Raw genomic sequence first — 25,056 nt, 5'->3', positions numbered from 1 at the left:
CACCGAACGGATCTCCACACGACTCGAGGGCCTGAGCCCGGTGCAATACCGGGCCCAGGCCCTCGCCGCCTAGGCTTTCACTTAGCCAGTCCAACAATCGGGGACCAGTTCAAGGAAGGGACCCTTCAGGACGGGCGGTGGGTGTCAGCCGCGGAGCATCTCCGCCACGAGGAACGCCAACTCCAACGACTGCTGGGTGTTCAGGCGCGGGTCGCACGCGGTCTCGTAGCGTCCGGACAGGTCCAGGTCGGAGATGTCCTGGGCGCCGCCGAGGCACTCGGTGACGTTCTCACCGGTGAGTTCGACGTGGATGCCGCCCGGATGGGTGCCGAGACCGTTGTGCACCTCGAAGAAGCCCTGCACCTCGTCGACGATCCGGTCGAAGTGGCGGGTCTTGTAGCCGGTGGATGCCTCGTGGGTGTTGCCGTGCATCGGATCGCACTGCCAGATCACCTGGTGACCGGTGGCCTGCACCTTCTCGATGATCGCCGGCAGCAGGTCGCGTACCTTGCCGTTGCCCATCCGCGAGATCAGCGTCAGCCGGCCGGGCTTGTTCGTCGGGTCCAGCCGCTCGACGTATTCGACCGCCATCTCGGGGGTCGTGCTCGGGCCGATCTTGAGGCCGATCGGGTTCGCGAGCAGTTCGGCGAACGCGATGTGCGCGCCGTCGAGTTGGCGGGTCCGGTCGCCGATCCACAGGAAGTGCGCCGACAGGTCGTACAGCTTCGGGTGATCGTCGTCGTTGTCGAGGCGCAACATCGCGCGCTCGTAGTCGAGGACGAGCGCCTCGTGGCTGGCGAAGATCTGTGCGTGGTGCAGGCTGGGGTCGGTGACACCGCACGCGTTCATGAACTGCAGGCCGCGGTCGATCTCGGCGGCGAGGGCCTCGTAGCGGGCACCGGCCGGCGACGACGTCACGAACTCGCGGTTCCAGTCGTGGACCTTGTGCAGATCGGCCATCCCGGCGCCGGTGAGCGCACGCACGAGGTTCATCGCCGCGCTGGCGTTCGCGTACGCACGGACCAGACGGGACGGGTCGTGGACCCGGACCGACTCGTCGGCGACGATCGAATTGACCATGTCTCCGCGGTACGACGGCAGGCCCAGCGCGTCGGTGTTCGACGAGCGCGGCTTGGCGTACTGCCCGGCGATGCGCGCGACCTTGACGACGGGCAGGCTCGCACCGTAGGTGAGCACGACGGCCATCTGCAGCAGCGTGCGGATGTTGCCCTTGATGTGCGGTTCGGTGTTGTCCGCGAAGGTCTCCGCGCAGTCACCGCCCTGCAGCAGGAAGGCCTCACCGCGTGCCACCTCTGCGAGCTTCGCCGACAGCGCCTCGACCTCGCTGGCCACCGTGATCGGCGGCACGCTCTCGAGGACGGTGCGCATGGCCGACGCCTGGTCGGCGGGCCACTGCGGCTGCTGCGCGGCCGGCTTGGCGAGCGCGGCGTCGAGCTGCTCACGCATACCCGCGGGCAGCGGCGGAAGTTCGGGCAAGCGGTCGATCGGAACGTCGACAGTCCAGTTCACCACTACAGGATATTCGCCCCGTCGACCCCGGGTAACCGAAGGCCCCCATTCGACAAGATCAACCTGTGACCCGATCACCGCCGGGAGGCGGTGATCCTCGTCACCGAACCGAGCGGAAAGCCTCGATCGCATCGAACTTCGCGAGGTTGTGCCGGGCGTCCGCGAGCGCGTCGTGCGCATCGTCGGGAACCGGTGGCAGCGGCGGGCAGCCGTTCATCTCCCAGTGCTGACGCAGCTCACGCGTGTAGCGCGGCATGTTCGACGGCAGCTCGGTCATCGCACCCCACAGCTGGCAGAGCGCGACGTGGTCGTATGCCGCGACCCACGCCCACAGTTCGGGTTCGATGCCCGGCCGCGGCACGAGGAACTTCATCAGATCGTCACGGATGCGCGAACGGCTCTTCCACAGCGGCGACGACGGCGGCGGCAGCTTGGGCAGCACGTTCCGGCGCACCCATTTGCCGGCACGCTCGGGATCGAACTCGGTGGACACCGCGTAGAACTCGCGGCCGTCCTCGCAAACCACACCGATCGAGACGAGCTCGATTGTGCGACCATCCTCGATGAACTCACAGTCGTAGAAGTAGCGCACCGGGGGAGCTTATGCCCCCCGCGCCGGGGCACTCGACACCACGCCCCCCGTTCGTAGAAGGATGGCTTGGTGCACACCCCCACCCCCGACTCCGCCGACCGGTCCCCCGCTGCCGCCGCGGACTCGCCATCGGCGACGTCCCGACGGCGCTCGCCGGTCGTCGTCCTCTCGCGCGTCGCAATCGTGCTCGCGTGCGCGGTCGGCGCGGTGTACCACCTGTTCGGGATCCCCGGGCTGCGTGACGTCGGCTTCTACTACCGGATCGACCTCGACGTCTACCGGCTCGGCGGGTCGGTGTTCGCCGCCGGTGGCCCGCTGTACGGCTCGATGCCCCCGACCCAGTCGGGAATCGGACTGCCGTTCACGTATCCGCCGCTCGCGGCCGTGGTGTTCAGTCCGATGTCGGCGATCTCACTCGAGGCGGCGGGCGTGGTGCTCACGGCGCTGTCGCTGGTGGCCCTGTTCGCGACGCTGGTGCTCACCCTCGCGTCCATCGGGATCTCGCCTCGCTCGACTCTGGTGTGGACGGCACTGGCCGCCGCTGCAGCGGCCCTGACGTTGGAGCCGGTCTACTCGACGCTCGACTACGGCCAGGTGAACATCCTGCTGATGGTGTTCGTCGCGGCCGACTGTCTGTTGAAGAAGACGCCGTGGCCGCGGGGCATGCTCATCGGGTTCGTCGCGGCCGTCAAGCTGACGCCCGCCGTCTTCGTCCTGTTCTTCCTGCTCCGCAAGGACTTCCGGGCGGCGGTGACGACCGGGCTGAGTTTCGTCGGGTTCGGCGCGATCGGCTTCGTCGTGGCGCGGGCCGACTCGTGGCAGTACTGGACCGACACGCTGCTCGATTCGGGCCGGATCGGCGGACCCGCCTACCCCGCGAATCAGAGCATCACCGGTGTCCTCGCCCGGCTCGGTCTCGACCCGTCCGTCCGCAGCGTGCTGTGGCTGCTGCTGAGCGCTGCCGCACTCGTGCTCGCAGGGGTCGCGATGTGGCGGGCCTTCGCTGCGGGCGCGGCGGCGCTGGCGTTGTTCGTCAACGCGCTGCTGGGACTGCTGGTCTCGCCCGTCTCGTGGTCACACCACTGGGTCTGGGTGGCCCCGCTGCTGCTGCTCGTCGGCGTCGAGGCGTACCGGCGGCGCAGCCTGGTCCTCGGCGCCGGCGTGGTCGCCAGCGGGGCGATATTCGTGATCGCCCCGCACTGGCGCCTCGGTCACGGACGTTGGGAGGGAACCGGCTGGCCCGTGTGGGATCAGTTCCTCGCCTCGTCCTACGTGTGGTGGGCGATCGCCGTCATCGCGGCCGTCGCCGTCCACCTCGGGCGTCGTCGCGTCGGCGAGGCCGGCTCGGTGGCGGGCACCACGCATCTGACCACCGTCCCCTGACGCTCCCCTCGAGGATTCCGCGGCGGTATCGCGCCACCAGCAGAGCACGTACACCGTCAGCGAACCGACCAGCGTCACCACGACCCACATGGTCAGTGCGATGTCGACCCACGAGCCGATCGGCGGGTTGCCCGGCAGGATGCCGCGCAGCGGAATGACCGCGAACAGCATCGCGGCCATCCAGCTGAGCATGTCGGTGTGCACCCGTCGGCGGCGTCGCGCGGTCTGCACGGCGACGAAGGCGGCCAGTGCCGCGAGCACGGCCATCATCAGCAGCAGAATCGCCGAGTACACGAGGGTGCCCACGCCCCTGGCGAGATGGACCGTCGTGCTCGAGGCGAACTCCTCGTCGACGCCCACCGCGTCCGACCGGACCGTCCAGCCTTCGACATTGTCGTCGAGGTAGACGCTGCTGCGGTGGATCTCGACGCCGTCGCCCGTGCCGGTGTATGCGGCGACCACCATAGGGGCGACGTCGAACCGGTCGAGCGGCCACCGCCCGGCCTGTCCTTGCACCATCAGCTGAGCATCGAACGTGGTCGGCACCGCGCCGGCCGGGAACACCAGCTCGGTGCGCGACGTGCTGGGCGCGAGATGCAGGCTGATCGGTACGGCGAGCGTCTCCCCGTCCGGTCCGGAGAAATCGGAACCCGGCCCGATGGTGACTTCCACGTCGAGTCGGCCCGAGGCGGGGTGCAGCGACGTCGGGGTGACGATCACGGCCACCTCGTCGTGGTCGGTGTGGATCGCGACGACCTCGTCGCGGTCGTCGGTGCTCGACGCGTACACGGCGAGGGAACCGAGGTAGAACACGGCCATCACGGAGACGACGAGCCCCCAGAACAACCGGGGCCGGTTTCGCCGGAACGATGCGAGGGGCACGAGTGGGAAGATACCGCGATCGGAAACCCGGACGGATTTATCGGGCGAGCGCGTCGGCCACCGAATCGACCGGCGGAGAGGACACTTTCGGCTCCCGGCCGGTCAGGACATCGCGCGCCGCCTTCGGATAGGCGAGCATCTCCCGGACTGTGTTCTTCACCAGCGTCGACCGTCGCCCGCCGGCCCGACCCGCGCGGACACCGTCGACATCGATCCCGGCGGCACGCCCCAACGCGACGGTGCGCGGGAGGTGGAAACGCTGTGTGACGACGAGAGCACGCCGGATGCCGAACGTGCGGGCGGCGCGGACGCAGGTGTCGTAGGTGTCCAGTCCGTACGGGTCCTCGACGATCCTCGCGGGGTCGACCCCGGCCGCGACGAGATAGCCGGTCATGGCCGCGACCTCGTCACCGGACTTCCCGTGGGCGTCGCCGGAGACCAGCACGACGGACGCGCTGCCGTCCGCGAGCAACCGCGCCGTCGCGTCCAGCCTGCCCCGGAGGAACTTCATCGGCCGACCGGCTCGCACCCGCGCGCCCAGCACGATCACGACCGGCGCGTACGGCGCATCGGACGGATCGTGCATTCGTCCGGCCGCGGCCGCGCCGATCCACACGAACGGCAGGCCCACCACCGCGACCGCACCCGCCCCTGCGAGACAGGCGCCGCGCAACACGGCTCGAGGAATCAGGGTTGTGGAGGTTCGAGGTTCGGGCACATCCGGCGGCGACTATCCGGCGCGGGTGTCGGGCACACGTGCGGCGTCGGCCGCCGATTCGGCCGGGGGCGCTCCCGGGGCCGGGTTCTTCAGCGTCGCGGCGTAGATGTCGACGTATTCCTGACCCGACAGGCGCATCAACTTGTACATGACCTCGTCGGTGACGGCCCGCTCGACGAAGCGGTTGCCGCCCATGCCCTCGAAGCGCGAGAAGTCGATCGGCTCCCCGATGCGGACGGTGACCTTCGCCGGCTTCCACATGCGCGAGCCGATCGGGTTGACCTTCGCGGTGTCGATCATCGCGACCGGGATGACCTTGACCCCGGACTCGAGCGCGAGGCGGGCCATGCCGGTCTTGCCCTTGTAGAGGCGACCGTCGGGCGAGCGGGTGCCCTCGGGGTAGATGCCGAGGAGCTTGCCGTCCCCGAGGACGCGCAGGCCCGCGTTGAGCGCGTCCTGCGCGGCGGAGGCACCGGTTCGATCGATCGGGACCTGGCCGACGGCGGAGAAGAACCACCGCTGGAAGCGGCCCTTGAGCCCGGTGCCGGTGAAGTACTCGCTCTTCGCGAGGAAGGTGATGCGGCGGTTGACTCGTAGCGGAAGGAAGAACGAGTCGAGCACCGCCTGGTGGTTGCTGGCGAGGATTGCCGGGCCGTCGGTCGGAATATTCTCGGCGCCTTCGAGTTTCGGCCGCCCGAGGAGCAACAGCACCGGACCCAACAACACGTACTTAAACAGCCAGTACCACATGGCGTCCTTCCGTCCGAGCTCGATTCCCCCAGGTCTACCCAGGCCTCCACCTAGGGAATGACTGTACTCAGCAGTCCGGACCGCTGCCACACGCCGCCGCGCGGGCCAGATCCGCCGCACCGATCATCGCGGCCGCCTCGCCGAGCAGGGTGTGCCGGATCCGCGCCAACGGCCGGTGGCCCGCACCGGTTGTCAGGCGCGCATAGTGCTCGCGGGCGTCGTCCAGGAAGAGCGGCGCCGACATGCCGACGCCGCCGCAGATCACGATGAGGTCGGGGTCGAAGACGTCCGAGACCGTCGCCAGCCCCACGCCGAGCCAGCGGGCGAAGTCCGCGAACACCGCGAGCGCCAGCGGATCTCCGTCCGAGGCCGCTGCCGCGATCCGTCGTCCGGTCAGCGACCCGGGATCGACCGCGACGGCGCGGGCCAGGACGGTCGACGCCGACGGGTCGGCCGCGAGCAGTTCGAGTGCGGTGTCCACCAGCGCGGTGCCACTGCAGTAGCGCTCCCAGCATCCCCGTTTCCCGCACGCGCACGGGCGGCCCTCGGGAACGACCTGCATGTGCCCGAGTTCGGGGGCCACGCCGAAGCTGCCCCGGTACAGCCTGCCGTCGATCAGCAGGGCGGCGCCGATGCCGGTGCCGATCGCCACGATGACGACATTGCGCCCGCCGGCGGCGGCACCGAACCGGCATTCCGCCCACGCGGCCGCGTTCGCGTCGTGCTCGAGGACGACGGGCAGACCGAGGCGCTGACCCAGCGTGCGGGCCACCGGCGCATCGACCCACGGCAGGTGCGGCGCGAATCGGACCGTGGTGCGGTCGGAATCGACGAAACCGGCGACGGCGAGACCCACCGCCGCGATGCGGTGCCGATCGGCAAGTTCGCGGACGGCCCGCTCGATCCCCCGCTCGAGTGCATCCGCAGCGTGCGGCGTCGGCGCCTGCGCCGTATCGAGCACGTCACCGCTCGCATCGACGACCGCGGCCCGGATGCTGGTACCCCCGACGTCCACGCCGACGGTGAGAAGTTCGGTGCTCTCCACCCTGCCGATTGTGCCGACCGCGCCCGGCGGTGCGTGCGGCGGGTACCGCGTGTCTAGTGCTTGATCGTGACGTCGATCGGCACGAACTTGTGCGACGTGAACGGCCCAGACGGCGCAGTGGCAGTCGGCGCATCGGCGGTACCGGTGGCGGCACGGTCGTGATCGTCGAGGACCTCACGCAGCACGGCGAGCAGCACGGCGCCCTGACCTGCCAGCAGCGTGACGAGGTCGTGCTGTTCACCGCGCACCAGAGCGGCCAGCGCGCACAGCGGGCACCACGAGCAACTGCTGCAGGCGGGCTGGGCGCCGGTGCCCGCGCCGGCCGTGTCGGCGACTGCAGCGGCGGCATCGGCTGCGCCCTCCCCGGAGCGGGCCGCCGCGGCCTTCTGCAGGATCGGCTCGAGCCGGTCGAGAACAGTCTCGGCGAGCGCCTTGAGTTCGGCGGCCAGTTCGGCGTGGTCGCCGGTCACCGGGGCCACACTGCGGGATCGGGGACGAACCGCACGACCAGGTCGGATCCGTCGAAGTCGGCGTCGCGCACGACGCAGCGGCGCAGCACCGACGCCAGGCGCACGCGACGACGTCTGCCGTCGGCTCCCACCAGCAAGTCGTCCTCCACTCGTCCCAGCGTCAACGTCCCGGGATCGACGAGCGGCAAGTGCATGCGCATCGCGTACACCGATTCGACGTCGCCCGAACCCGATTCGAGGGCGACGCGCACCGGCGCACAGTCTGCCCCGAGCACCTCGGACGGATCTGCCACGTCCGTGTAGACCGTGCGTGCCACACCACCGAGGGCATCCCACCCTATCGGCTCGTTCGCGAGGTGGTCGGCAGACAGCACCGTCACCTCACCCGTCGTGGCCGTCAACTCGGCCAGGATCTTCCGCTCCGTGGTGCGGCGGGTGTCGCACCAACTCGCGAGCTCCTCCGGCATGTCGCCCGAATCCATCTGGGGCAGAGTCTTGTTCACGACAATCGCATCGACGCGGAGCCCGGCGAGCGCCAGCGCGGACAGGACCCGGCGGGTCTCCGCGAGCGCGACTCGCTCGGCGCAGGTCACCACCCGCACCGACGTCCGGTCGCGGTCCTGCAGCAGGTCCCCCACCGCGGCAGTCGCGTCGAGCACCCGATCGAGCATCGCGACGACGAAGGCCAGCCGGGCATCGGTCGAGGTCGCGGCGGCGATACGCCGGTGCTGCGGCCACACGCGCTCCACGTATCCGGAGACGGATCCGGGAATTGCCAACGTGCGCAGCGCGTCCGCGGTCGGCGGGCAGTCCACGACGATGACGTCCCAGCGCGCCTGTTCGGCCAGTCGCACCACTTCGTTGAGCCCGAGGGCCTCCTCGACGCCGGGCAGCCCCGTCAATTCCTCTGGTGCCAGATCGGCGAACTGGGCGCCGTGATCGTGGACACCACCCAGGGCCAGCAGCGCGACGAGTCCGCGGTAGCGCTCCTCGAGCAGTGCCTGCGTGTCGATCTCGCGAGCGTGGAGGCCCGGTCCGACGCGCGACTCCTCGCTCCGCCCGACCGGGCGGTCGAGCACATCCGACAGCGAGTGCGCCTGGTCGAGGGACAGCAGCAGGACCCGACGTCCCGCCTCGGCGAGCGCGACCGCCGTCGCCGCCGCCACCGTCGTCCTGCCGACACCGCCCTTGCCGACGAACAGTCGGACCTGGGTGACCCGGGTGGAACCGGCGGCGCTCAGCCCTCCACCCGCTTCTTCAGTTCCTTGAGCGCGGTGTCGGTGATGACCTTCTCCGCCTTGCGCTTGAACAGACCGATCATCGGGATCGTCAGATCCACCGTCAGTTCGTAGGTGACACTGGTGCCGCCGCCGGGTTCGCGTTCGAGCGTGTAGGACCCGAACTGCGCCTTCTGGATCTCGCCGGACACCAGCTCCCAGCTCACCGACATCCCGTCGGGCGCCCAGCGGTACCGGAGCACGTAGGTGTCCTTGACCATCCCGGCGTCCAGCACGAATCGGACCTGTTCGGCGCGGCCGTCGGGCCCCGTCGAGAGCACCTCGACCGACTTCGCGGCCTCCACCCATGCCGGGTAGTCGTCGAAGTCGGCGATCACACCCATCACCCGCTCGGCGGGTGCGTCGACGGTGATCGACCTCTTGGTCTTCTCGGCCATGCCTCGGACGCTTCCTTTCAGAACGGCGCGACGTGCGCGTCACCGCACGTCCATCTCACACGATTTCCGACAGGACTCACAATCTCACTACTGCGGGGGTTCACCCGCGGCGCGTCCCGCCTCGAGCTGTTGCTTGAGCTCGAACGTCATCACCTTGCCCGCGAGCCGTCGGGCGTGGTTCATTCCGGCCAGGTCGAGGGACGCCAGCGCCTGCGGGCTCACGCCGGTCGGCTCCGCATGCAGGAAGTAGTGGACGACGGTGCCGTCCATGACCTGCTCGAGCCACACCTCCATCGTGCCGGTCAGCGGACCCGCCACCGTCCAGCGAATCCCCTTCTCCGCCCGATTCTCACGGACGTCGAGAACGAGGTCGGGCCACCACGCACGCCAGCGCGCGGGCACGGATACGCGGGCAGCCACCTTCTCCGGGGCTGCGGCGACAAAAGTCTGGTCGGCGACCTGAATGCTGCTCACTCCCACAGCTTCACACACCGCCCTCACGCCCCGTGATCTGGACTACACCTGGGTGGGAGAAGATCCACCAAGCCGCAGGTAGGTAGCCTTGCCGCGTGCTGTCCTCGGTCGGTCTATCGTGAGGACCAGCAAACCCTACTCGTCAGTATCTGCAGTGTCGGAGGTTGTCGTGCCCGAGTTCAGCGTTCCTGCCACGTTCACAATCCCGGAGGACGCATCCGCGGTCGACTCCGTCTTCGAGTACTCGACGACCAAGCCCGGACACGTCGTCTACCGGCGACAGGTCGGCGGGTCCTGGGTGGACGTCACCGCCCGCGAGTTCGCCGATCAGGTGACCGCCGTCGCGAAGGGACTGATCGCCCGCGGCGTCCAGCCCGGCGACCGCGTCGCGCTGATGTCCGCGACCCGCTACGAGTGGTCCCTGTTCGACTACGCGATCTGGAGCGCGGGCGGCGTCACGGTGCCGATCTACGAGACCTCCTCCGCCGACCAGGTCAAGTGGATCCTCGAGGACTCCGGCGCGATCGGCCTCATCGTCGAGACCGCCAAGCACTCCACGGCCATCGCGGAGGTTGCCGCCGCCGCACCCGATCTGCGGGCCGTGCTCCAGATCGAGCCGTCCGGTACCGACGAGGGCGCGGTTGCGGTCCTGACGGCGCAGGGCGCCGACATCCCGGACGACGAGGTACGGGCCCGCGCCAAGGCCCTGAAGGCCAGCGATCCGGCGACCCTCATCTACACCTCCGGCACCACCGGACGCCCCAAGGGCTGCCAGCTCACCCACTCGAACCTCATCGCCGAGTCCAAGGGCATCATCGATTCGAGTCTCGGCAAGCTGCTGACGACGCCGGGCGTGAGCACCCTGATGTTCCTGCCGCTCGCGCACGTCCTCGCGCGCGCAGTCAGCATCGCGGCCTTCGACGCCGGCGCCTCCCTCGGCCACACCAGTGACATCCCGAACCTGGTACCGACGTTCGCCACCTTCAAGCCCGATTTCATCCTGTCCGTCCCGCGCGTGTTCGAGAAGGTCTACAACACCGCCCGCCAGAAGGCGCACTCGGAGGGCAAGGGCAAGATCTTCGACCTGGCGGCCACCACCGCGGTCGAGTGGAGCGAGGCCAAGGACAACGGCGGCCCGGGCCTGATCCTCAACATCAAGCACGCCGTGTTCGACAAGCTGGTCTACGCCAAGCTGCGGGCGGCGCTCGGCGGCAAGTGCCAGCTCGCGATCTCCGGAGGCGCTCCCCTGGGCGCGCGCCTCGGCCACTTCTTCCGCGGCATCGGCGTCACGATCTACGAGGGCTACGGCCTCACCGAGACCACCGCCGCGTTCGCCGTCAACACGATCGGCAACCAGAAGGTCGGTACGGTCGGAAAGCCATTGGCCGGCAACTCGGTTCGCATCGCCGAGGACGGCGAGATCCTGCTGTCCGGCCCGGTGGTGTTCTCCGGCTACTGGCGCAACGAGGCCGCGACGAAGGACGCCATCGAGGACGGCTGGTTCCACACCGGCGACCTGGGCACCGTCGACTCCGCCGGCTACATCACCATCACCGGCCGCAAGAAGGAGATCATCGTCACCGCCGGCGGCAAGAACGTCGCCCCCGCGCAGCTCGAGGATCACCTGCGGGCCCACCCGCTGATCAGCCAGGCGATCGTCGTCGGCGACCAGAAGCCGTTCATCGGCGCGCTGATCACCATCGACGCCGAGGCGCTGCCCGGATGGAACGAGCGCAACGGGAAGACCGCAGGAACCACGGTCGCCGAACTGCTGAGCGATCCCGATCTGACCGCCGAGATCGACGAGGCCATCGCGGAGGCCAACAAGCTCGTCTCGCATGCCGAGGCCATCAAGAAGTACCGCATCCTGCCGGTCGACTTCACCGAGGAGACCGGTGAGCTCACCCCCACCCTGAAGCTCAAGCGCAACGTCGTCCACGAGAGCTTCGCCGACGACATCGAGCGGATCTACAGCAAGTAGTTCCACCGCGACCTGGTCCGGCGCCCACCCTCCTCTTCGGACGGTGGGCGCCCGACTTTTCCGTGCGCGGCTCTTGCCCGCGTCAGCCCAGCAGGCGACGCAGCTTGCCCCCCAGCACATCCCAGCGCCAGTTCGCCTTCACCCATTCACGCCCGGCCGCGCCCATCGCGGCGGCCCGGTCCCGATCCTCGAGCACCGAGATCACCGACTGCGCGACGTCGTCCACGGACGTGCCGTCGACGACGAGCCCGGTCTCGTGCTCGACGACCGTCTCCGGCGCACCACCGGAACGGCCGGCGATCACCGGCACGCCGGTGGCCGACGCCTCGAGGTAGACGATGCCGAGTCCCTCCACGTCCAGCCCGGCACCGCGGGTCCGGCACGGCATCGCGAAGACGTCCGCGATGGTGTGGTGCGCCGCCAGCTCCGCGGCCGGGACGCCGCCGGTGAACACGACGTGCTCGGCGACGCCGCACTCGTGGGCGAGCGCCCGCAACCGCTCGGCGTCGGGCCCCCCGCCGACGATCACCAGGACCGCGCCGTCGATGCGCCGCCGGATCGCGGGCAGCGCGCGGATCAGCTGGTCCTGCCCCTTGCGCGGAACCAACCGCGACAGGCACAGGACCGTCGGCCGATCCCCCAGCCCGTAGCGTGCGCGCAGTTCCGCGCGCGCCGCCGGGTCGGGACGGAACAGGTCGGTGTCGACGCCCGACGGCAGGTGCTCGAGCGCGGCGTGCGACCCGAATGCCGCCGCGAACCTGCCCCGCGTGTACTTGCTGACATAGGTGACGGCGTCGGTGTGGTCCCCGATCCGGCGCAGGGCCTGTCGCGCGCCGGGCAGCATGGACCAGCCCACCTCGTGGCCGTGGGTGGACGCGATCACCCGCTGCGCACCGGCGCGGCGGACCGTCGGCGCCAGCAGGGCCAGCGGGGCCGCCGCCCCGAACCACACACTGGTGCACTCGTACTTCTCGACGAGCTTGGCCGCACGCCGCGCCACGAACGGCGTGGGCACCATCAGCGTCGTCGGGTGCCGCACCACCGCGTAGGGTTGCTCGGCGTCGAAACGAATGTGGCTGTCCCCGCGCCATCTCGGGGCGTAGACGACCAGTTCGTCCGCGGGAAGCTGGGCCGCAAAGGCATGCAGGTACGACTGGATTCCACCAGGTCGCGGAGGAAAGTCATTCGTCACCAACAGGGTTCGACGCATGCGTCCACCGTAGGTGCCGGCGACCCGGCACCGGGCGTCAGGGTCGGGACAGCTGCCCCTTGATCCAGCCGGCCCACGAATCGACCAACCCGTCCGTCCCGGTGCCCAGGATGCCGCGGATCCGGCTGTCGAGATCGGTCGCGGTGACCGGCCCCCGGGCCAGCTGCCGGTACAGCTCGTCCAGACGCGGCTCGCCGTACTCGGCGGCGATGAAAGCCGCAAGGGACCAGGACGATTCGTAGGCCGCGCGGGCGGTGTCACCGCCGGCCCGGAAGTCCTCGTTCGCCGGCAGCGCCGTCGGCGGACCGGTCCGCGCCACCTCCGCCGCCAGGGTGGGCGCGAGGTCCCCGAATCGCGCCTCGATCCCGTGGTAGCCGATGTAGTCCGCGTAACCCTCGAGCATCCACATGGGGGATCCGTCCTCGGTTGCCGGACGGGCCGCGACATGGGTGAGTTCGTGCCGCAGGACCGAGACCCGGGTCAGGTCGGTGAGGCGTCCCGCCGCCTCCGGACTGAACACGATCCGCTGCCCCGACGCCGTCCCCGAACGATGATCCACGGCATCGGACACCGCGACCGCGGCGATGTCGGCTCCGCTGTGGTCCGAGCCCACCAGCGAGGAGAACTCCTCCTGCGAGCCGGCCACCATGACGACGGCCCTTCGCGACCAGTCCTCGCCCCACACGTCGGTCACGTGGGCGACGGCGTCCCCGAGGTCCGCCGCGATCAAATCGATCATCGCCGACTGCTCGGGGTGACCGAGCACGATCGACGGGCGCCCCTCTTCACCGGCCACCGTCCGTGTCGTGACGGGTCCGAAATCCCAAGGACCGCGCCACGTTTCACGATTCGATCCGGGCAGTGGCGAATCGTCCACCAGCTTCCACTCGTCACCATGCCGAGCCAACAGAAGCGAGACCGGCTTGCGGGTGGACTGGGCATCCGCGCCGGCGATCCCGTAGCGCAGGTACACCGCCGGGGCCCACACGTCGGAGGCACCGAGCGCGTCCGCCAACCCGGACGGGACCGGCGTCTCCGGTTCGAGCCCGATGTCGTAGGCGAACTCGGAGAAGGGAACCTGCGCAGCATTGTCGGCCCGCCGGACCTCCGAGTCGAGAAAACCCGGTGTCGCCTGCGGATCGAACAACGCCGGCAGCGCCGCCGTGTCCCCTGTCCGCACCGCACGCGCCCACTCGTCCAGCACTGCCTGTGCACCCGTCCGGCGACCGTCGTCGTACGGGTTCCCGACCGGCGCTGCGGGGCCCGGCGCCTCCGGTTCGTCACCGCCCCGGTCGAACGTCGTCAGGGAGAGGACCAGCGCCACCGCGATACCCAGCCCGGCCAGACCTACCCACTCCCACCGACGCACACGCCGCCGCGGCGCGGGACTCGGTGAGTGATCATCATCGGGCACGTCCGAGAGTCTAGGAGCCGCGGACACGGATGGACCCGATACCCCTGGGTATCGGGTCCATCCGGTGTCGGTGTATCGAGCGTTGGGGCGGCGTTCTCAGTAGCGGCGAGCGCCGTAGAAGGGCATCGACGCCATGGAGTCGACCTTCACCGGCGTGCCGTACGTCGAGGCGTGCAGCACGTTGCCGTCACCGGCGTACAGGCCGACGTGCGAGGCGTCGCTGTAGAACAACACCACGTCGCCGGGCTGCAGCTGACTCTTGTCGACCGGCGTACCGCCATCGGCCTGCGCCTGACTCGAGCGCGGCAGAACCTTGCCGATCTGCTTGTACGCCCACACCACGAGCCCGGAGCAGTCGTACGCGTCAGGACCGGTCGCGCCCCAGCTGTAGGGCTTCCCCACCTGGGTCAGTCCGGCCTGCAACGCGGCCGATCCGGTACCCGAGCCGAGGTTCGCCAGGATGCTCCTGGCGTCGACGCCGGCCGGGAACGGCGAGCCTGCCAGCTGTGCACGCTCGGCACCGGTGAGCTGGTCGAATGCCTTGGTGACCGAGTCGATCTGCTTCTGCAGCTCGCTCTGCTTGTTCTGGAGCTCGTCGCTGACCTGCTTGGCCTGCTCGGTCGCGGCGCGCGCCGCATCGGCCGAAGCCTGCGAGGCCTCCGCCGCGGCGGTCGCGTCGGCGGTCGCCTGCTTGAATCCGGAGACGGCCTTCGAGGTCTCGTTCGAGATCGCGTCGAGCGCCGACATCTGATCGAGCAGCTGCTGCGGCGAGTCGCTCACCATCAGCGCGAACAACCGGTTGGTGCGGGCGCCCTGGTAGCTGGCGGCGGCGAGCTTGCCGACCGTGGGACGGAACTGGTCGATCCGGGACTCGGCGGCGGCAAGCAGGTCACGATCTCCGGCCAGGCGCGCCTCCGCGTCCCGCTGGGCCGCCTGCTTGCCGTCGAGGTCGATCTGCGCGTTGTGCAGCGCCTCGGTGGTCTGTTCGGATTCGCGCGACAGGTCCGCGAGCCGCTCCAGCGCCTCGGTCGGGTTGCTCACCAACGGATCCGCGCCGGCCGAACCGGCGGGCAGTCCCACGAGGGTCAGGGAGAGCACTCCCGTCGCCAGAGCGGCACACATCGAACGCTTCATCTTCTGCGAGGACTTCTGGGAGGGCACAGCGGCGCGACTCTCCGTTTCTGGATTCGTCTCCACCAGACGGCGGTGGGGCCTGCAAGGGGGTCCGTAAGGTCTCGAACAGGTTACGGAATGGCATATGTCCGTGTCTACCCGGGAGTAGGACAATTCGTACATCGTCGCGAAAGCCACAAAAGGCCCGGGACGGACACGCGTCGAAAGACGTGCAGGGCGGGTCCGACCGGAGTCGGACCCGCCCTGCACACGTCGAACGTCTAGCGCGTCACGCGTAGCGGCGTGCGCCGTCGAACGGCATCGACGACACGGGCGCCAGCTTGACCGGCTGACCCGCGGTCGAGGCGTGGATGACATTGCCGTCGCCCGCGTAGATGCCCGAGTGGCTTCCGCCGTAGAACGAGATCACGTCGCCGACCCGCAGGTCGGACTGGGCCACGGCGAAACCGGCGGCGGCCTGGTCGTAGCTGGTGCGCGGGAGGTTCATACCGGCCTGCTTGTAGGCCCACTGGACCAGACCCGAGCAGTCGAACGCGTCCGGGCCGGCAGCGCCGTACACGTACGGGGCACCGAGCTTGGCCCTGGCGGCCTCGACGGCCTTCTCACCTGCGGTGACGATGGGGGCGAGCGGGGCCGGGACCGCAGCCGCGCTGCCGGTCGCGACGCCGGGCACGATGCCCTCGGGAATGCTCGGGGTGATGCTCGCGATCGCGGCGTCGACCTGCTGCTGCGTCACACCGGGGACCTCGACGGTGCCGACACCCGGGATGTTGATCGGATCGGCAAGGGCGGGGGCGGCGGAAACCGTGACGGCTCCGACGGCAAGTGCGCCGGCAACGGCGGCGCGACGCGCGGAACGCGTGAAAGTAGATGACGCCACGAGAAAGGGGACTCCGTTTCTTCCGTTCGTCCGCCGACCGAGTTAGCTGACGGGTTCGGGCTGGGAAGATCAGCCCTACCCGACGACACCGCAGCGCGGCTTCGACGGGATTCACCCCAGAAAAACTTGGGTTCCCGGCTCGTCCCCTCCGGAGAGGTTCCGATTAGGCGGTCCCAGCGATGCCGTCCCGGGTGGGGCGGCAAGACTCCGCTAGGTCTCGAGAAGATTACGAAAGCGCATCCCTCGTGTCGACTTGGACGCGCGGAAATCGCTCCGTTTTCCCGATTTGCCGGGTTTCAACCCGCTTCGATCGACACATGATCACGACGAGATAACGAGCGGTCCCTTTCCCTCGCGCCCGCGACCGGCACCCCGCGCCCCGCCGGGGACCGACCACACCCCGACAGGAGCCCGTGTATCCGGCGTCACCACTGGTCAACGCCGATCGACACCGCGCCGGGCCGAGGGACGCAGCGCCCCCGCCGACAACGGCACACGACCCACACGCGGCCACCGAAACCGCAGTCCCGCAACGAAGATCACGCGCCACACATTCGACGAGCCCGCCGGGCCGGTGTGATCCTCGTCTCTCCACGCCGAAACGCCACCCGATCCACCGACTTCCGGTGCGTGCCCCCGCGTGCCGCGGGCACTGTCGGTGCCGGTCTCTAGTGTCCCGAGGCGTGAGTGCGCCGCGATTCGCCCGTTCGACCGACGGAACCCAACTGACGTTCGACGAGCTGGACACACCGCTGCGCGAGATCACCTTCGTCGTCGTCGACCTCGAAACCACCGGCGGCAGCGCCGATACCGATGCCATCACCGAGATCGGCGCCGTGAAGGTGCGTGGCGGCGAGATCGTCGGTGAGCTCGGAACCCTCATCGACCCGGGACGCGCGATCCCGCCGTACATCGTCGAGATCACCGGAATCACGACCGCGATGGTGCGCGGTGCACCCCGCATCGACGCCGTCCTGCCCGCGTTCCTCGAGTTCGCCCGCGGCGCCGTGCTGGTCGCCCACAACGCGGGATTCGACGTCGGGTTCCTCAAGGCCGCCGCGGCCCGCCAGGACATCCCGTGGCCCAAGTTCCAGGTGTTGTGCACCGTGAAGCTCGCCCGCCGTGTCCTGAGCCGCGACGAGGCGCCGTCGGTGAAGCTCTCGGCGCTCGCGACCCTGTTCGGGGCCGAGACCACCCCGACGCACCGCGCACTCGACGACGCCAAGGCCACGGTCGACGTCCTGCACGCCCTCATCGACCGGGTCGGCAATCAGGGTGTGCACAGCCTCCCCGAGCTTCTCGACTACCTGCCGCGGGTGTCGTCCGAACAGCGCGCCAAGCGCACACTCGCGAGCCACCTCCCCCGCACCCCCGGGGTCTACCTGTTCCGCGGCCCGTCCGACGAGGTCCTCTACGTCGGCACCGCGACCGATCTCCGCAGCCGGGTCCGTACCTACTTCACCGGGTCGGAGACGCGGGGGCGGATGAAGGAGATGGTCGCGCTCGCCACACGGATCGATCACGTCGAATGCGCGCATCCACTCGAGGCCGGGGTACGCGAGCTCCGACTGCTCAGCGCCCACGTGCCCCCGTACAACCGCCGATCCAAGTTCCCGATGCGCGGCTGGTGGGTCACCCTCACCGACGAGGCCTTCCCGCGCCTCTCGGTGGTCCGTACAGCGACGATCGACGCGCTGGGGCCGTTCCGGTCCCGCACCGACGCCGCCGACGCCGCACAGACCGTCGCCGAGTTCTGCGGCCTGCGGACGTGCACCACGCGCATCCGCCGGGGCCAGCCGCACGGACCCAAGTGCCCTCCCCGCGATCTCGGCGGCTGTCCCGCGATCTCCGACGACGAGGACGGCTACGCCGTCGCGCCCGAGCTGGCGCGGGCATTGTTCCGCGGCACCGACGACGCGCCACTGCACCGAATGCGCGACCGGATCGAGGAGTTGGCGGCCGCCGAACTGTTCGAGAGCGCCGCACGACTGCGTGACCGCACCGCGGCGCTCGGGCTGGCCCTTCGGCGCATGCAACGGCTCGGGTCGCTGACCGCCGTCGACGAGCTGATCGCGGCCCGGCGGGCGGCCGACGGCGGGTGGGAGTTCGCGGTGGTCCGCTCCGGGCGCCTGGCCGCCGCCGGCGTCGCACTGCGCGGGGTTCCACCGATGCCGGTGGTCGAGGCGCTGGTGGCGTCGGCGGAGACCGTCCTGCCCGATGCGACTCCGCTCCGCGGCGCCTCGCCCGAGGAAGTGGGGCTCGTCGCACGATGGCTGTACGCCGACGGCACCCGCATCGTCCGAACCAGTGCGGGATACGGCGAACCGGCCCACGGAGCGGGTTCGTGGGAGGACTGGTGCACGCTGGCGCGGGGCGCGGCACCGCCTACTGTGTTGGACGAACGACAGCACCGTGCCGCACCAGAGCACTGAAGGAGCACCATGATCAACGCCATCGTCATGATCCACGCCGAGGCCGACCGGATCCCCGAGACCGCGCAGGCGGTGGCCGATCTCGCCGGAGTGTCCGAGGTCTATTCGTGCGCGGGCGACATCGACCTGATCGCGATCGTCAAGGTCCGCGACCACGCACAGATCGCCGAGGTCGTGACCGAGCGGATCAACAAGGTGCCCGGCGTGCTCAAGACCGCGACGCACATCGCTTTCCAGTCGTACTCGAGCGCCGACGTCGAGGCGGCCTTCTCGCTCGGCGAGTAGACCGCTGGGTCCCGGGGCGTGGGAGCCCCGGGACCATCGAACGTGTCCGCCTCAGCGTTTGGCGGCCAACCCCACGGTCAAGGCGGCCCAACGCTCCAGCAGGGCCGCTGCCGCACCGGAATCGATCGCCCGAGCGGCCTTCTCCATGCCCGCCGCCAGCGACTCCTCGAGGCTGCCGGACAGCCCGTCGTACGCGGCGATCGCGCCCGCCGCGTTCAGCAGCACCGCGTCCCGCACGGCGCCCTCGTCGCCGGCGAAGATTCCCCGCGCCACCCGCGCATTGTCGACCGCATCGCCACCGCGCAGCGCGTCGAGCGGAACGCGGGCGATCCCGAGGTCCGTCGGATCCAGCTTCTGGGTCCGCACGGTACCGCCGGACACGACGTACACCTCCGACGTCGTCGAGGTGGTGATCTCGTCGAGTCCGTCGTCACCGCGCACGACCAGCGCCGAGTTCCCGCGTTCCGCGAGCACCCCGGCGACGACCGGGATGAGGTCCTGGAACGCGCACCCGATCAGACCGGCCCGCGGACGCGCCGGGTTGGTGAGCGGTCCGAGCACGTTGAAGACGGTGGGAATTCCGATCTCCTTGCGCGGGGCCCCCGCGAATCGCAGCGCCGGGTGGAACACCGGGGCGAAGCAGAAGCCGATCCCGACCTCCTCCACACACCGCGCGACGTCCTGGGCACCGAGATTGATGTGCACGCCCAGCGCCTCGAGAACGTCGGCGCCGCCGCTCTTCGACGACGCGGCCCGGTTGCCGTGCTTGACCACCCGCACGCCGGCGGCGGCGACGACGACCGCCGCCATCGTCGAGATATTGACCGTGTGCGACCGGTCGCCGCCCGTGCCGACGACATCGACGACGTCCGGCGACACCGGCACCGTCTTCGCGTGGCCCAGCATCGCGTCGGCGAGTCCGCGCAGCTCCGCGGGGGTCGCCCCCTTCATCTTCAGCGCGACGCCGAAGGCCGCGATCTGCGCCGAGGTCGCGGCGTCGGACATGATCTCGTCCATCGCCCACGCGGTGTCGTCGGCGGTGAGGTCACGACCGTCGGTGAGGGCTCCCAGGACCGCGGGCCAGCTCCGGTCAGTCGCGCCTGCCACTCGTTCCGTGCCTTGCGCTACTGCCTGCCGCACCATCACGACCCTTTCTGCCGGGCGCCCACCAACTGCCGGGTGGGCATGTCGCCCCGCAGCTTAGTGCGCGTGCCGCGGGTCACGACGCGGACGGCGGTTGCAGGCCCTCCCAACCGAGCGCCGTGCCACCCCAGCGCTGCGCCAGGCCCGCCATCCGGGATCGCTCCTGCGAACAATGCAGGGCATCGAGGATCTGGACCCGTTCGAGGACCACGGACACCGTTCCGTCGTCGGCCGACTCCGGATCGCCCGCCAGTTCGTAGCCGTCCTGGGCCGCCACGGCGACCGCGTCCCGGACCTCGGCGACGGGGAGCCGCAGGTGATGCCGGAGCACCGCCTCGGCCTCGGGGATCCAGGCGGGATCGCCGCCGGCGCCGCGTTCGAGAACCGTCGACGACGCCTCCGCGTCGTCGAATCCCGACACGACCACGACGAGATCCGGACGAGTTCGATCGAGAGGGGCCGGCTCGCTCCGAGACAGAAGACCGTTGATCCAACGTGCGACGCCGCGCCTGAGTTCCATGCGCTTACCTTGCCATGTTCGCCGGGACCCGCTGACGCGACCGGATAACATGCTCTGACGTGGGCCGACGCGCCGACATAGGACCCGGCTACCCGTCTGTTACGACAAGGCGTCATACTTCTCAGCGTGACGAGCGCAGTAGGGACTTCAGGATCGGCAATCACCCAGCGCGTGCACTCGCTGAACCGGCCAAACATGGTCAGCGTCGGCACCATCGTGTGGTTGTCAAGCGAGCTCATGTTTTTCGCAGGGCTCTTCGCTATGTACTTCGTTGCGCGGGCGCAGGCGGGCGACAACTGGCCGCCGGAACCCGTGCATCTCAACCTGGCACTGGCAGTGCCGGTCACCCTCGTACTGATCGCCTCCTCCTTCACCTGCCAGATGGGCGTTTTCGCCGCGGAGAAGGGTGATGTCTTCGGACTTCGGCGGTGGTACCTGGTGACTCTCGCTATGGGCACGTTCTTCGTGCTCGGCCAGGGCTTCGAGTACATCACGCTCGTCAAGGAAGGGGTGACGATTTCGAGCAGCGTGTACGGCTCGGTGTTCTTCATGACCACCGGCTTCCACGGTCTGCACGTCATCGGCGGCCTCATCGCCTTCGTCTTCTTGATCGTCCGCACCAAGGTCAGCAAGTTCACGCCTGCACAGGCAACTGCGGCGATCGTCGTCTCGTATTACTGGCACTTCGTCGACATTGTGTGGATCGGCCTGTTCGCCACGATTTATTTCATCCGTTAGCCAGCTGGACGCCCAGGCAGCCCCCTGACGCTTCAGTCGTCCCGACATACCAAAGGGATACAGATGAGTTCATCCCCCCCTCCCGCAATCGAGGGTGACATGCCCCACCGTCCCGCAGCAGCCTCTGCGGCCAAGACGCGACGTCAGCGCAAGATGCGCCGTCGCGTCACCGGCGCGCTGATCCTCATGCTGGGCCTGGTCAGCGCTGGTTTCCTCGCTTCCGCCTTGACGCCTGCACCGCAGGTCGCCACCGCGAGCGACGACTCCGCCGCCCTGATCCGCGAAGGCAAGCAGCTCTACGACACCTCCTGCATCACGTGCCACGGCGCGAACCTGCAGGGTGTGCAGGACCGCGGCCCCAGCCTGATCGGTGTCGGTGAGGCAGCCGTGTACTTCCAGGTGTCGTCCGGTCGTATGCCCGCCGCACGCAACGAGGCCCAGGCTTCCCGCAAGCCGGCCAAGTTCGACGCGCGCCAGACCGACGCCATCGGCGCCTACGTCCAGTCGCAGGGTGGCGGCCCCACCCTCGTCCGCGACGAGAACGGCGAGATCGCACAGTCGTCGCTGCGTGGCGGCGATGTCGCGCGCGGTAGCGAGCTGTTCCGCCTCAACTGCGCGTCGTGCCACAACTTCACCGGGCGCGGCGGTGCGCTGTCCTCCGGTAAGTACGCCCCCGTTCTGGATCCGGCCAGCGAGCAGCAGATCTATGCCGCCATGGTCACGGGCCCCCAGAACATGCCCAAGTTCTCCGACCGCCAGCTGACGCTGGAGGAGAAGAAGGACATCATCGCCTACGTCAAGCAGTCGAGCGAGAACAAGAACCCGGGTGGTTACGGTCTCGGCGGCATCGGACCGGGGTCCGAGGGCCTCGCTATGTGGGTCATCGGCATCGTCGCTGTCGTCGGTGCAGCACTGTGGATCGGAGCAAGGTCATGAGCGACGCCGGCAGCGGCGATACGCCGAAGAAGTACACGGACGACGAACTCGACCGGATGAGCCGGGACGAACTCGTCGAACTCGGTACCAATCTCGACGGCGTCGATGTCGCGTTCCGTAGGGATCGCTGGGCGGTCGAGGGCACCAAGGCCGAGAAGCGCGCCGAGCGCTCGGTGGCCTTCTGGTTCATCCTGGCGGGCCTGTCCGCTATCGCCTTCATCGGCATCTTCCTGTTCTGGCCCTGGGAGTACGCGGGCCCGGGCGAGGACACCTACTGGGCGTACAACCTCTACACGCCGCTGATCGGCTTCACCATGGGTCTCGCGATCCTCGGTGTCGGCGTCGGCGCGGTGAAGTTCACCAAGAAGTTCGTCCCCGAAGAGGTCTCGATCCAGGACCGCCACGACGGCGGTTCGGCCGAGGTCGACAAGAAGACCCTCGTCGCTCAGCTGAGCGACACCCTCGACACGTCGACGATCGGCCGCCGCAAGGTCATCAAGCGCAGCCTGATCTTCGGTGGTGGCGCGCTCGGCATCATGTCGGTCATGCCCCTCGGTGGCCTGATCAAGAACCCGTGGGCCAAGGGCGACAACTCCCCGCTGTGGGTGTCCGGATGGACCCCGCGCTACAAGGGCGAGACCATCTACCTGCGTCGCGACACCGGTCGTCCGCACGACATCGTGCTGGTGCGCCCCGAGGATCTCGACGCCGGCTCCATGGAGACGGTGTTCCCGTTCCGTGAGTCCGAGCGTGGCAACGACGAGGAGCTGTTCAAGGCTCTGCGCGGCATCCGCAATGCGGTCATGCTCATCCGTCTGCGCACCGAGGACACCCAGAAGGTCGTCAAGCGCAAGGACCAGGAGAGCTTCAATTACGGCGATTACTTCGCGTACTCGAAGATCTGCACCCACCTCGGCTGCCCCACCTCGCTGTACGAGCAGCAGACCAACCGAATCCTGTGCCCCTGCCATCAGTCGCAGTTCGACGCGCTGCAGTACGGCAAGCCGATCTTCGGTCCCGCCGCTCGTGCTCTTCCGCAGCTGCCTATTACAGTGAACGAAGAGGGCTACCTCGTCGCCAACGGTGACTTCATCGAAGCCCTCGGCCCGGCATTTTGGGAGCGTCGACCGTGACCACTACAACCCCATCCAGAGTTGCCGCCCAAGCAGAGGCAGTCGACTCCCGGTACCACATCGCGGCCGGAATGAAGCGACAGATCAACAAGGTCTTCCCGACCCATTGGTCTTTCATGCTCGGCGAGATCGCGCTGTACAGCTTCATCATCCTGCTGATCTCCGGCGTCTACCTGACCCTGTTCTTCGATCCGTCGTTGGCCGAGGTCACCTACAACGGTGCATACGAGCCGCTCCGCGGCGTCGAGATGTCCCGCGCCTACGCGACCACGCTCGACATCTCGTTCGAGGTCCGCGGCGGTCTGTTCGTCCGTCAGATCCACCACTGGGCCGCACTGATGTTCGCGGCGTCGATCATCGTGCACCTGCTGCGCATCTTCTTCACCGGCGCGTTCCGTCGCCCGCGTGAGGCGAACTGGGTCATCGGCTCGCTGCTGCTGATCCTGGCGATGTTCGAGGGCTTCTTCGGCTACTCGCTGCCCGACGACCTGCTGTCCGGCACGGGCCTGCGCGCCGCGCTGTCCGGCATCACGCTCAGCGTCCCGGTCGCCGGCACCTGGCTGCACTGGCTGATCTTCGGTGGCGACTTCCCCGGCACCCTGATCATCCCGCGCCTGTACGTCGCACACGTGCTGCTGCTGCCCGGCATCATCCTCGCCCTCATCGCCGCGCACCTCGCGCTGGTGTGGTACCAGAAGCACACGCAGTTCCCCGGCCCCGGCCGCACCGAGCAGAACGTCGTCGGCGTTCGCATCCTCCCGGTGTTCGCTCTCAAGGGCGGCGCGTTCTTCGCGTTCACGTTCGGCATCCTCGCGCTGATGGGTGGTCTGCTGCAGATCAACCCGATCTGGAACATCGGCCCGTACAACCCGTCGCAGGTGTCGGCTGGTTCGCAGCCCGACTTCTACATGATGTGGACCGACGGCATGGCTCGTCTGTGGCCTGCGTGGGAGATCTACCTGTTCGATCGCTACACGATTCCCGCGGTGTTCGCTGTCGCGCTGATCATGGGCATCGTGTTCGCACTGCTGATCGCCTACCCGTGGATCGAGAAGAAGTTCACGAAGGACGACGCTCACCACAACCTGCTGCAGCGTCCGCGCGACGTTCCGGTCCGTACCGGTATCGGTGCGATGGCCATCGCGTTCTACCTGGTGCTGACGATCTCGTGCATCAACGACATCATCGCCTACCACCTGGACATCTCGCTCAACGCGATGACCTGGATCGGTCGTATCGGCATGGTGGTCCTGCCTCCGATCGCCTACTACGTCACCTACCGGTTCTGCCTGGGTCTGCAGCGCAGCGACCGCGCGGTGCTCGAGCACGGCATCGAGACGGGCATCATCAAGCGCCTGCCGCATGGTGAGTACGTCGAGATCCACCAGCCGCTCGGCCCGGTCGACGATCACGGCCACCCGATCCCGCTGGAGTACCAGGGTGCCGCGATCCCGAAGAAGATGAACAAGCTCGGATCGGCCGGCAAGCCCGGTTCCGGTAGCTGGGTCTCCCCGGACCCGGTCGAGCAGAGCCAGGCTCTCGAGGCCGCCGAGCATGCCGGCGAGCACGAGCAGCTGAAGGTGCTCACGGAGTACCAGGACCGCGCCCGTGGAATCGGGTCCGGAAACGGCTCCGGCGACGGCGAAGCGCACTAGTTCGCCGAGACTGACGAGGAAGGCCCCGAACCGATATCGGTTCGGGGCCTTCCTCGTTGGCGTCCGGACACTCGGT

General features: G+C 68.9%; 24 protein-coding genes, 1 pseudogene and 1 riboswitch. Of the genes and pseudogenes, 9 read left to right on the top strand and 16 right to left on the bottom strand.

The genetic code is table 11. The annotated features are described in order from the left end of the window. Positions 1-73, top strand: a 73-nt coding sequence (locus J2X34_RS24425) for an IS3 family transposase (RefSeq protein ID WP_429519979.1), incomplete at its 5' end; no start/stop codon positions are given. Between the two features lie 71 nt (positions 74-144). Here the strand turns inward: J2X34_RS24425 and J2X34_RS24420 are convergent. Then, complete coding sequence (locus J2X34_RS24420; RefSeq protein WP_114719430.1) at positions 145-1,530, bottom strand: class II 3-deoxy-7-phosphoheptulonate synthase; 1,386 nt, start codon at positions 1,528-1,530, stop codon at positions 145-147. Between the two features lie 100 nt (positions 1,531-1,630). After that, positions 1,631-2,122, bottom strand: coding sequence for a polyadenylate-specific 3'-exoribonuclease AS (locus J2X34_RS24415; RefSeq protein WP_114719268.1), 492 nt, complete (start codon positions 2,120-2,122; stop codon positions 1,631-1,633). A 66-nt stretch (positions 2,123-2,188) separates the two neighbouring features. On the opposite strand from J2X34_RS24415, the gene J2X34_RS24410 reads away from it, so the two are divergent. Then, positions 2,189-3,505, top strand: a complete 1,317-nt coding sequence (locus J2X34_RS24410; protein ID WP_114719267.1) for a glycosyltransferase 87 family protein — start codon at positions 2,189-2,191, stop codon at positions 3,503-3,505. A gap of 42 nt (positions 3,506-3,547) precedes the next feature. Here the strand turns inward: J2X34_RS24410 and J2X34_RS24405 are convergent. The 8 genes and pseudogenes from J2X34_RS24405 to J2X34_RS24370 all read right to left on the bottom strand — a co-directional run. Continuing rightward, positions 3,548-4,324, bottom strand: a pseudogene (locus J2X34_RS24405) (DUF4436 family protein); the annotation flags it as partial. Between the two features lie 100 nt (positions 4,325-4,424). After that, on the bottom strand, positions 4,425-5,060 hold the full coding sequence (locus tag J2X34_RS24400) for a vancomycin high temperature exclusion protein (protein ID WP_397484382.1): 636 nt from the start codon (positions 5,058-5,060) through the stop codon (positions 4,425-4,427). A 57-nt stretch (positions 5,061-5,117) separates the two neighbouring features. After that, positions 5,118-5,855 carry a lysophospholipid acyltransferase family protein gene (locus J2X34_RS24395; protein ID WP_174911040.1) on the bottom strand — a complete coding sequence of 246 codons (738 nt, stop codon included), beginning with the start codon at positions 5,853-5,855 and terminating at the stop codon, positions 5,118-5,120. 67 nt (positions 5,856-5,922) lie between these two features. After that, positions 5,923-6,909, bottom strand: a complete 987-nt coding sequence (locus J2X34_RS24390; RefSeq protein WP_429519978.1) for an ROK family protein — start codon at positions 6,907-6,909, stop codon at positions 5,923-5,925. Between the two features lie 44 nt (positions 6,910-6,953). Continuing rightward, on the bottom strand, positions 6,954-7,370 hold the full coding sequence (locus J2X34_RS24385; RefSeq protein ID WP_429519973.1) for a hypothetical protein: 417 nt from the start codon (positions 7,368-7,370) through the stop codon (positions 6,954-6,956). Beyond that, a complete protein-coding gene (locus J2X34_RS24380; RefSeq protein ID WP_429519977.1) occupies positions 7,367-8,572 on the bottom strand; it encodes an ArsA family ATPase in 1,206 nt (401 codons plus the stop codon). The genes J2X34_RS24385 and J2X34_RS24380 overlap by 4 nt, the downstream gene beginning before the upstream one ends. 35 nt (positions 8,573-8,607) lie before the next feature. Continuing rightward, positions 8,608-9,045, bottom strand: a complete 438-nt coding sequence (locus tag J2X34_RS24375) for an SRPBCC family protein (protein WP_114719264.1) — start codon at positions 9,043-9,045, stop codon at positions 8,608-8,610. Positions 9,046-9,132: 87 nt separating this feature from the next. Continuing rightward, a complete protein-coding gene (locus tag J2X34_RS24370) occupies positions 9,133-9,519 on the bottom strand; it encodes a polyketide cyclase / dehydrase and lipid transport (RefSeq protein WP_114719263.1) in 387 nt (128 codons plus the stop codon). Positions 9,520-9,688: 169 nt separating this feature from the next. On the opposite strand from J2X34_RS24370, the gene J2X34_RS24365 reads away from it, so the two are divergent. Beyond that, on the top strand, positions 9,689-11,500 hold the full coding sequence (locus J2X34_RS24365; protein ID WP_114719424.1) for an AMP-dependent synthetase/ligase: 1,812 nt from the start codon (positions 9,689-9,691) through the stop codon (positions 11,498-11,500). Positions 11,501-11,582: 82 nt separating this feature from the next. Here the strand turns inward: J2X34_RS24365 and J2X34_RS24360 are convergent, their stop codons facing one another. The 4 genes from J2X34_RS24360 to J2X34_RS24345 form a co-directional block, all read right to left on the bottom strand. Further along, positions 11,583-12,710, bottom strand: coding sequence for a glycosyltransferase family 4 protein (locus J2X34_RS24360; RefSeq protein WP_114719262.1), 1,128 nt, complete (start codon positions 12,708-12,710; stop codon positions 11,583-11,585). A 37-nt stretch (positions 12,711-12,747) separates the two neighbouring features. Beyond that, a complete protein-coding gene (locus J2X34_RS24355; protein WP_429519972.1) occupies positions 12,748-14,124 on the bottom strand; it encodes a hypothetical protein in 1,377 nt (458 codons plus the stop codon). 96 nt (positions 14,125-14,220) lie between these two features. Then, on the bottom strand, positions 14,221-15,258 hold the full coding sequence (locus tag J2X34_RS24350) for an NlpC/P60 family protein (RefSeq protein ID WP_429519976.1): 1,038 nt from the start codon (positions 15,256-15,258) through the stop codon (positions 14,221-14,223). A 268-nt stretch (positions 15,259-15,526) separates the two neighbouring features. Continuing rightward, entirely contained in the window at positions 15,527-16,138 is a 612-nt protein-coding gene (locus J2X34_RS24345; protein WP_429519971.1) for a C40 family peptidase, read from the bottom strand. Positions 16,139-16,153: 15 nt separating this feature from the next. After that, a riboswitch (cyclic di-AMP (ydaO/yuaA leader) is annotated at positions 16,154-16,318 on the bottom strand. Positions 16,319-16,821: 503 nt separating this feature from the next. Between J2X34_RS24345 and J2X34_RS24340 the strand changes: the two genes are divergently transcribed. Together J2X34_RS24340 and J2X34_RS24335 are read left to right on the top strand one after the other, a co-directional pair. Further along, on the top strand, positions 16,822-18,570 hold the full coding sequence (locus tag J2X34_RS24340; protein WP_429519970.1) for a DEDD exonuclease domain-containing protein: 1,749 nt from the start codon (positions 16,822-16,824) through the stop codon (positions 18,568-18,570). A 9-nt stretch (positions 18,571-18,579) separates the two neighbouring features. Further along, complete coding sequence (locus tag J2X34_RS24335) at positions 18,580-18,855, top strand: Lrp/AsnC family transcriptional regulator (protein ID WP_114719258.1); 276 nt, start codon at positions 18,580-18,582, stop codon at positions 18,853-18,855. A gap of 51 nt (positions 18,856-18,906) precedes the next feature. Here the strand turns inward: J2X34_RS24335 and trpD are convergent, their stop codons facing one another. Further along, a complete protein-coding gene (gene trpD / locus J2X34_RS24330; protein WP_114719257.1) occupies positions 18,907-19,998 on the bottom strand; it encodes an anthranilate phosphoribosyltransferase in 1,092 nt (363 codons plus the stop codon). A gap of 76 nt (positions 19,999-20,074) precedes the next feature. After that, complete coding sequence (locus tag J2X34_RS24325) at positions 20,075-20,518, bottom strand: hypothetical protein (protein WP_114719256.1); 444 nt, start codon at positions 20,516-20,518, stop codon at positions 20,075-20,077. Positions 20,519-20,644: 126 nt separating this feature from the next. Here J2X34_RS24325 and ctaE point away from each other — a divergent pair, with 126 nt between their 5' ends. The 4 genes from ctaE to qcrB all read left to right on the top strand — a co-directional run bounded on the left by ctaE (position 20,645) and on the right by qcrB (position 24,980). Further along, positions 20,645-21,256, top strand: coding sequence for an aa3-type cytochrome oxidase subunit III (gene ctaE, locus J2X34_RS24320; protein ID WP_114719255.1), 612 nt, complete (start codon positions 20,645-20,647; stop codon positions 21,254-21,256). A 63-nt stretch (positions 21,257-21,319) separates the two neighbouring features. After that, complete coding sequence (gene qcrC / locus J2X34_RS24315) at positions 21,320-22,192, top strand: cytochrome bc1 complex diheme cytochrome c subunit (protein WP_174911060.1); 873 nt, start codon at positions 21,320-21,322, stop codon at positions 22,190-22,192. Next, a complete protein-coding gene (gene qcrA, locus J2X34_RS24310; protein WP_114719421.1) occupies positions 22,189-23,325 on the top strand; it encodes a cytochrome bc1 complex Rieske iron-sulfur subunit in 1,137 nt (378 codons plus the stop codon). Before qcrC ends, qcrA begins: the two co-directional genes overlap by 4 nt. Beyond that, positions 23,322-24,980, top strand: coding sequence for a cytochrome bc1 complex cytochrome b subunit (qcrB, locus tag J2X34_RS24305; RefSeq protein WP_114719253.1), 1,659 nt, complete (start codon positions 23,322-23,324; stop codon positions 24,978-24,980). The genes qcrA and qcrB overlap by 4 nt, the downstream gene beginning before the upstream one ends. Positions 24,981-25,056 lie beyond the last annotated feature (76 nt).

Origin of the sequence: Rhodococcus sp. BE178 (assembly GCF_050433545.1) — a bacterium.
In the GTDB taxonomy this organism is placed as follows: domain Bacteria; phylum Actinomycetota; class Actinomycetes; order Mycobacteriales; family Mycobacteriaceae; genus Prescottella.
This window is presented reverse-complemented; position numbering and strand designations above follow the sequence as displayed.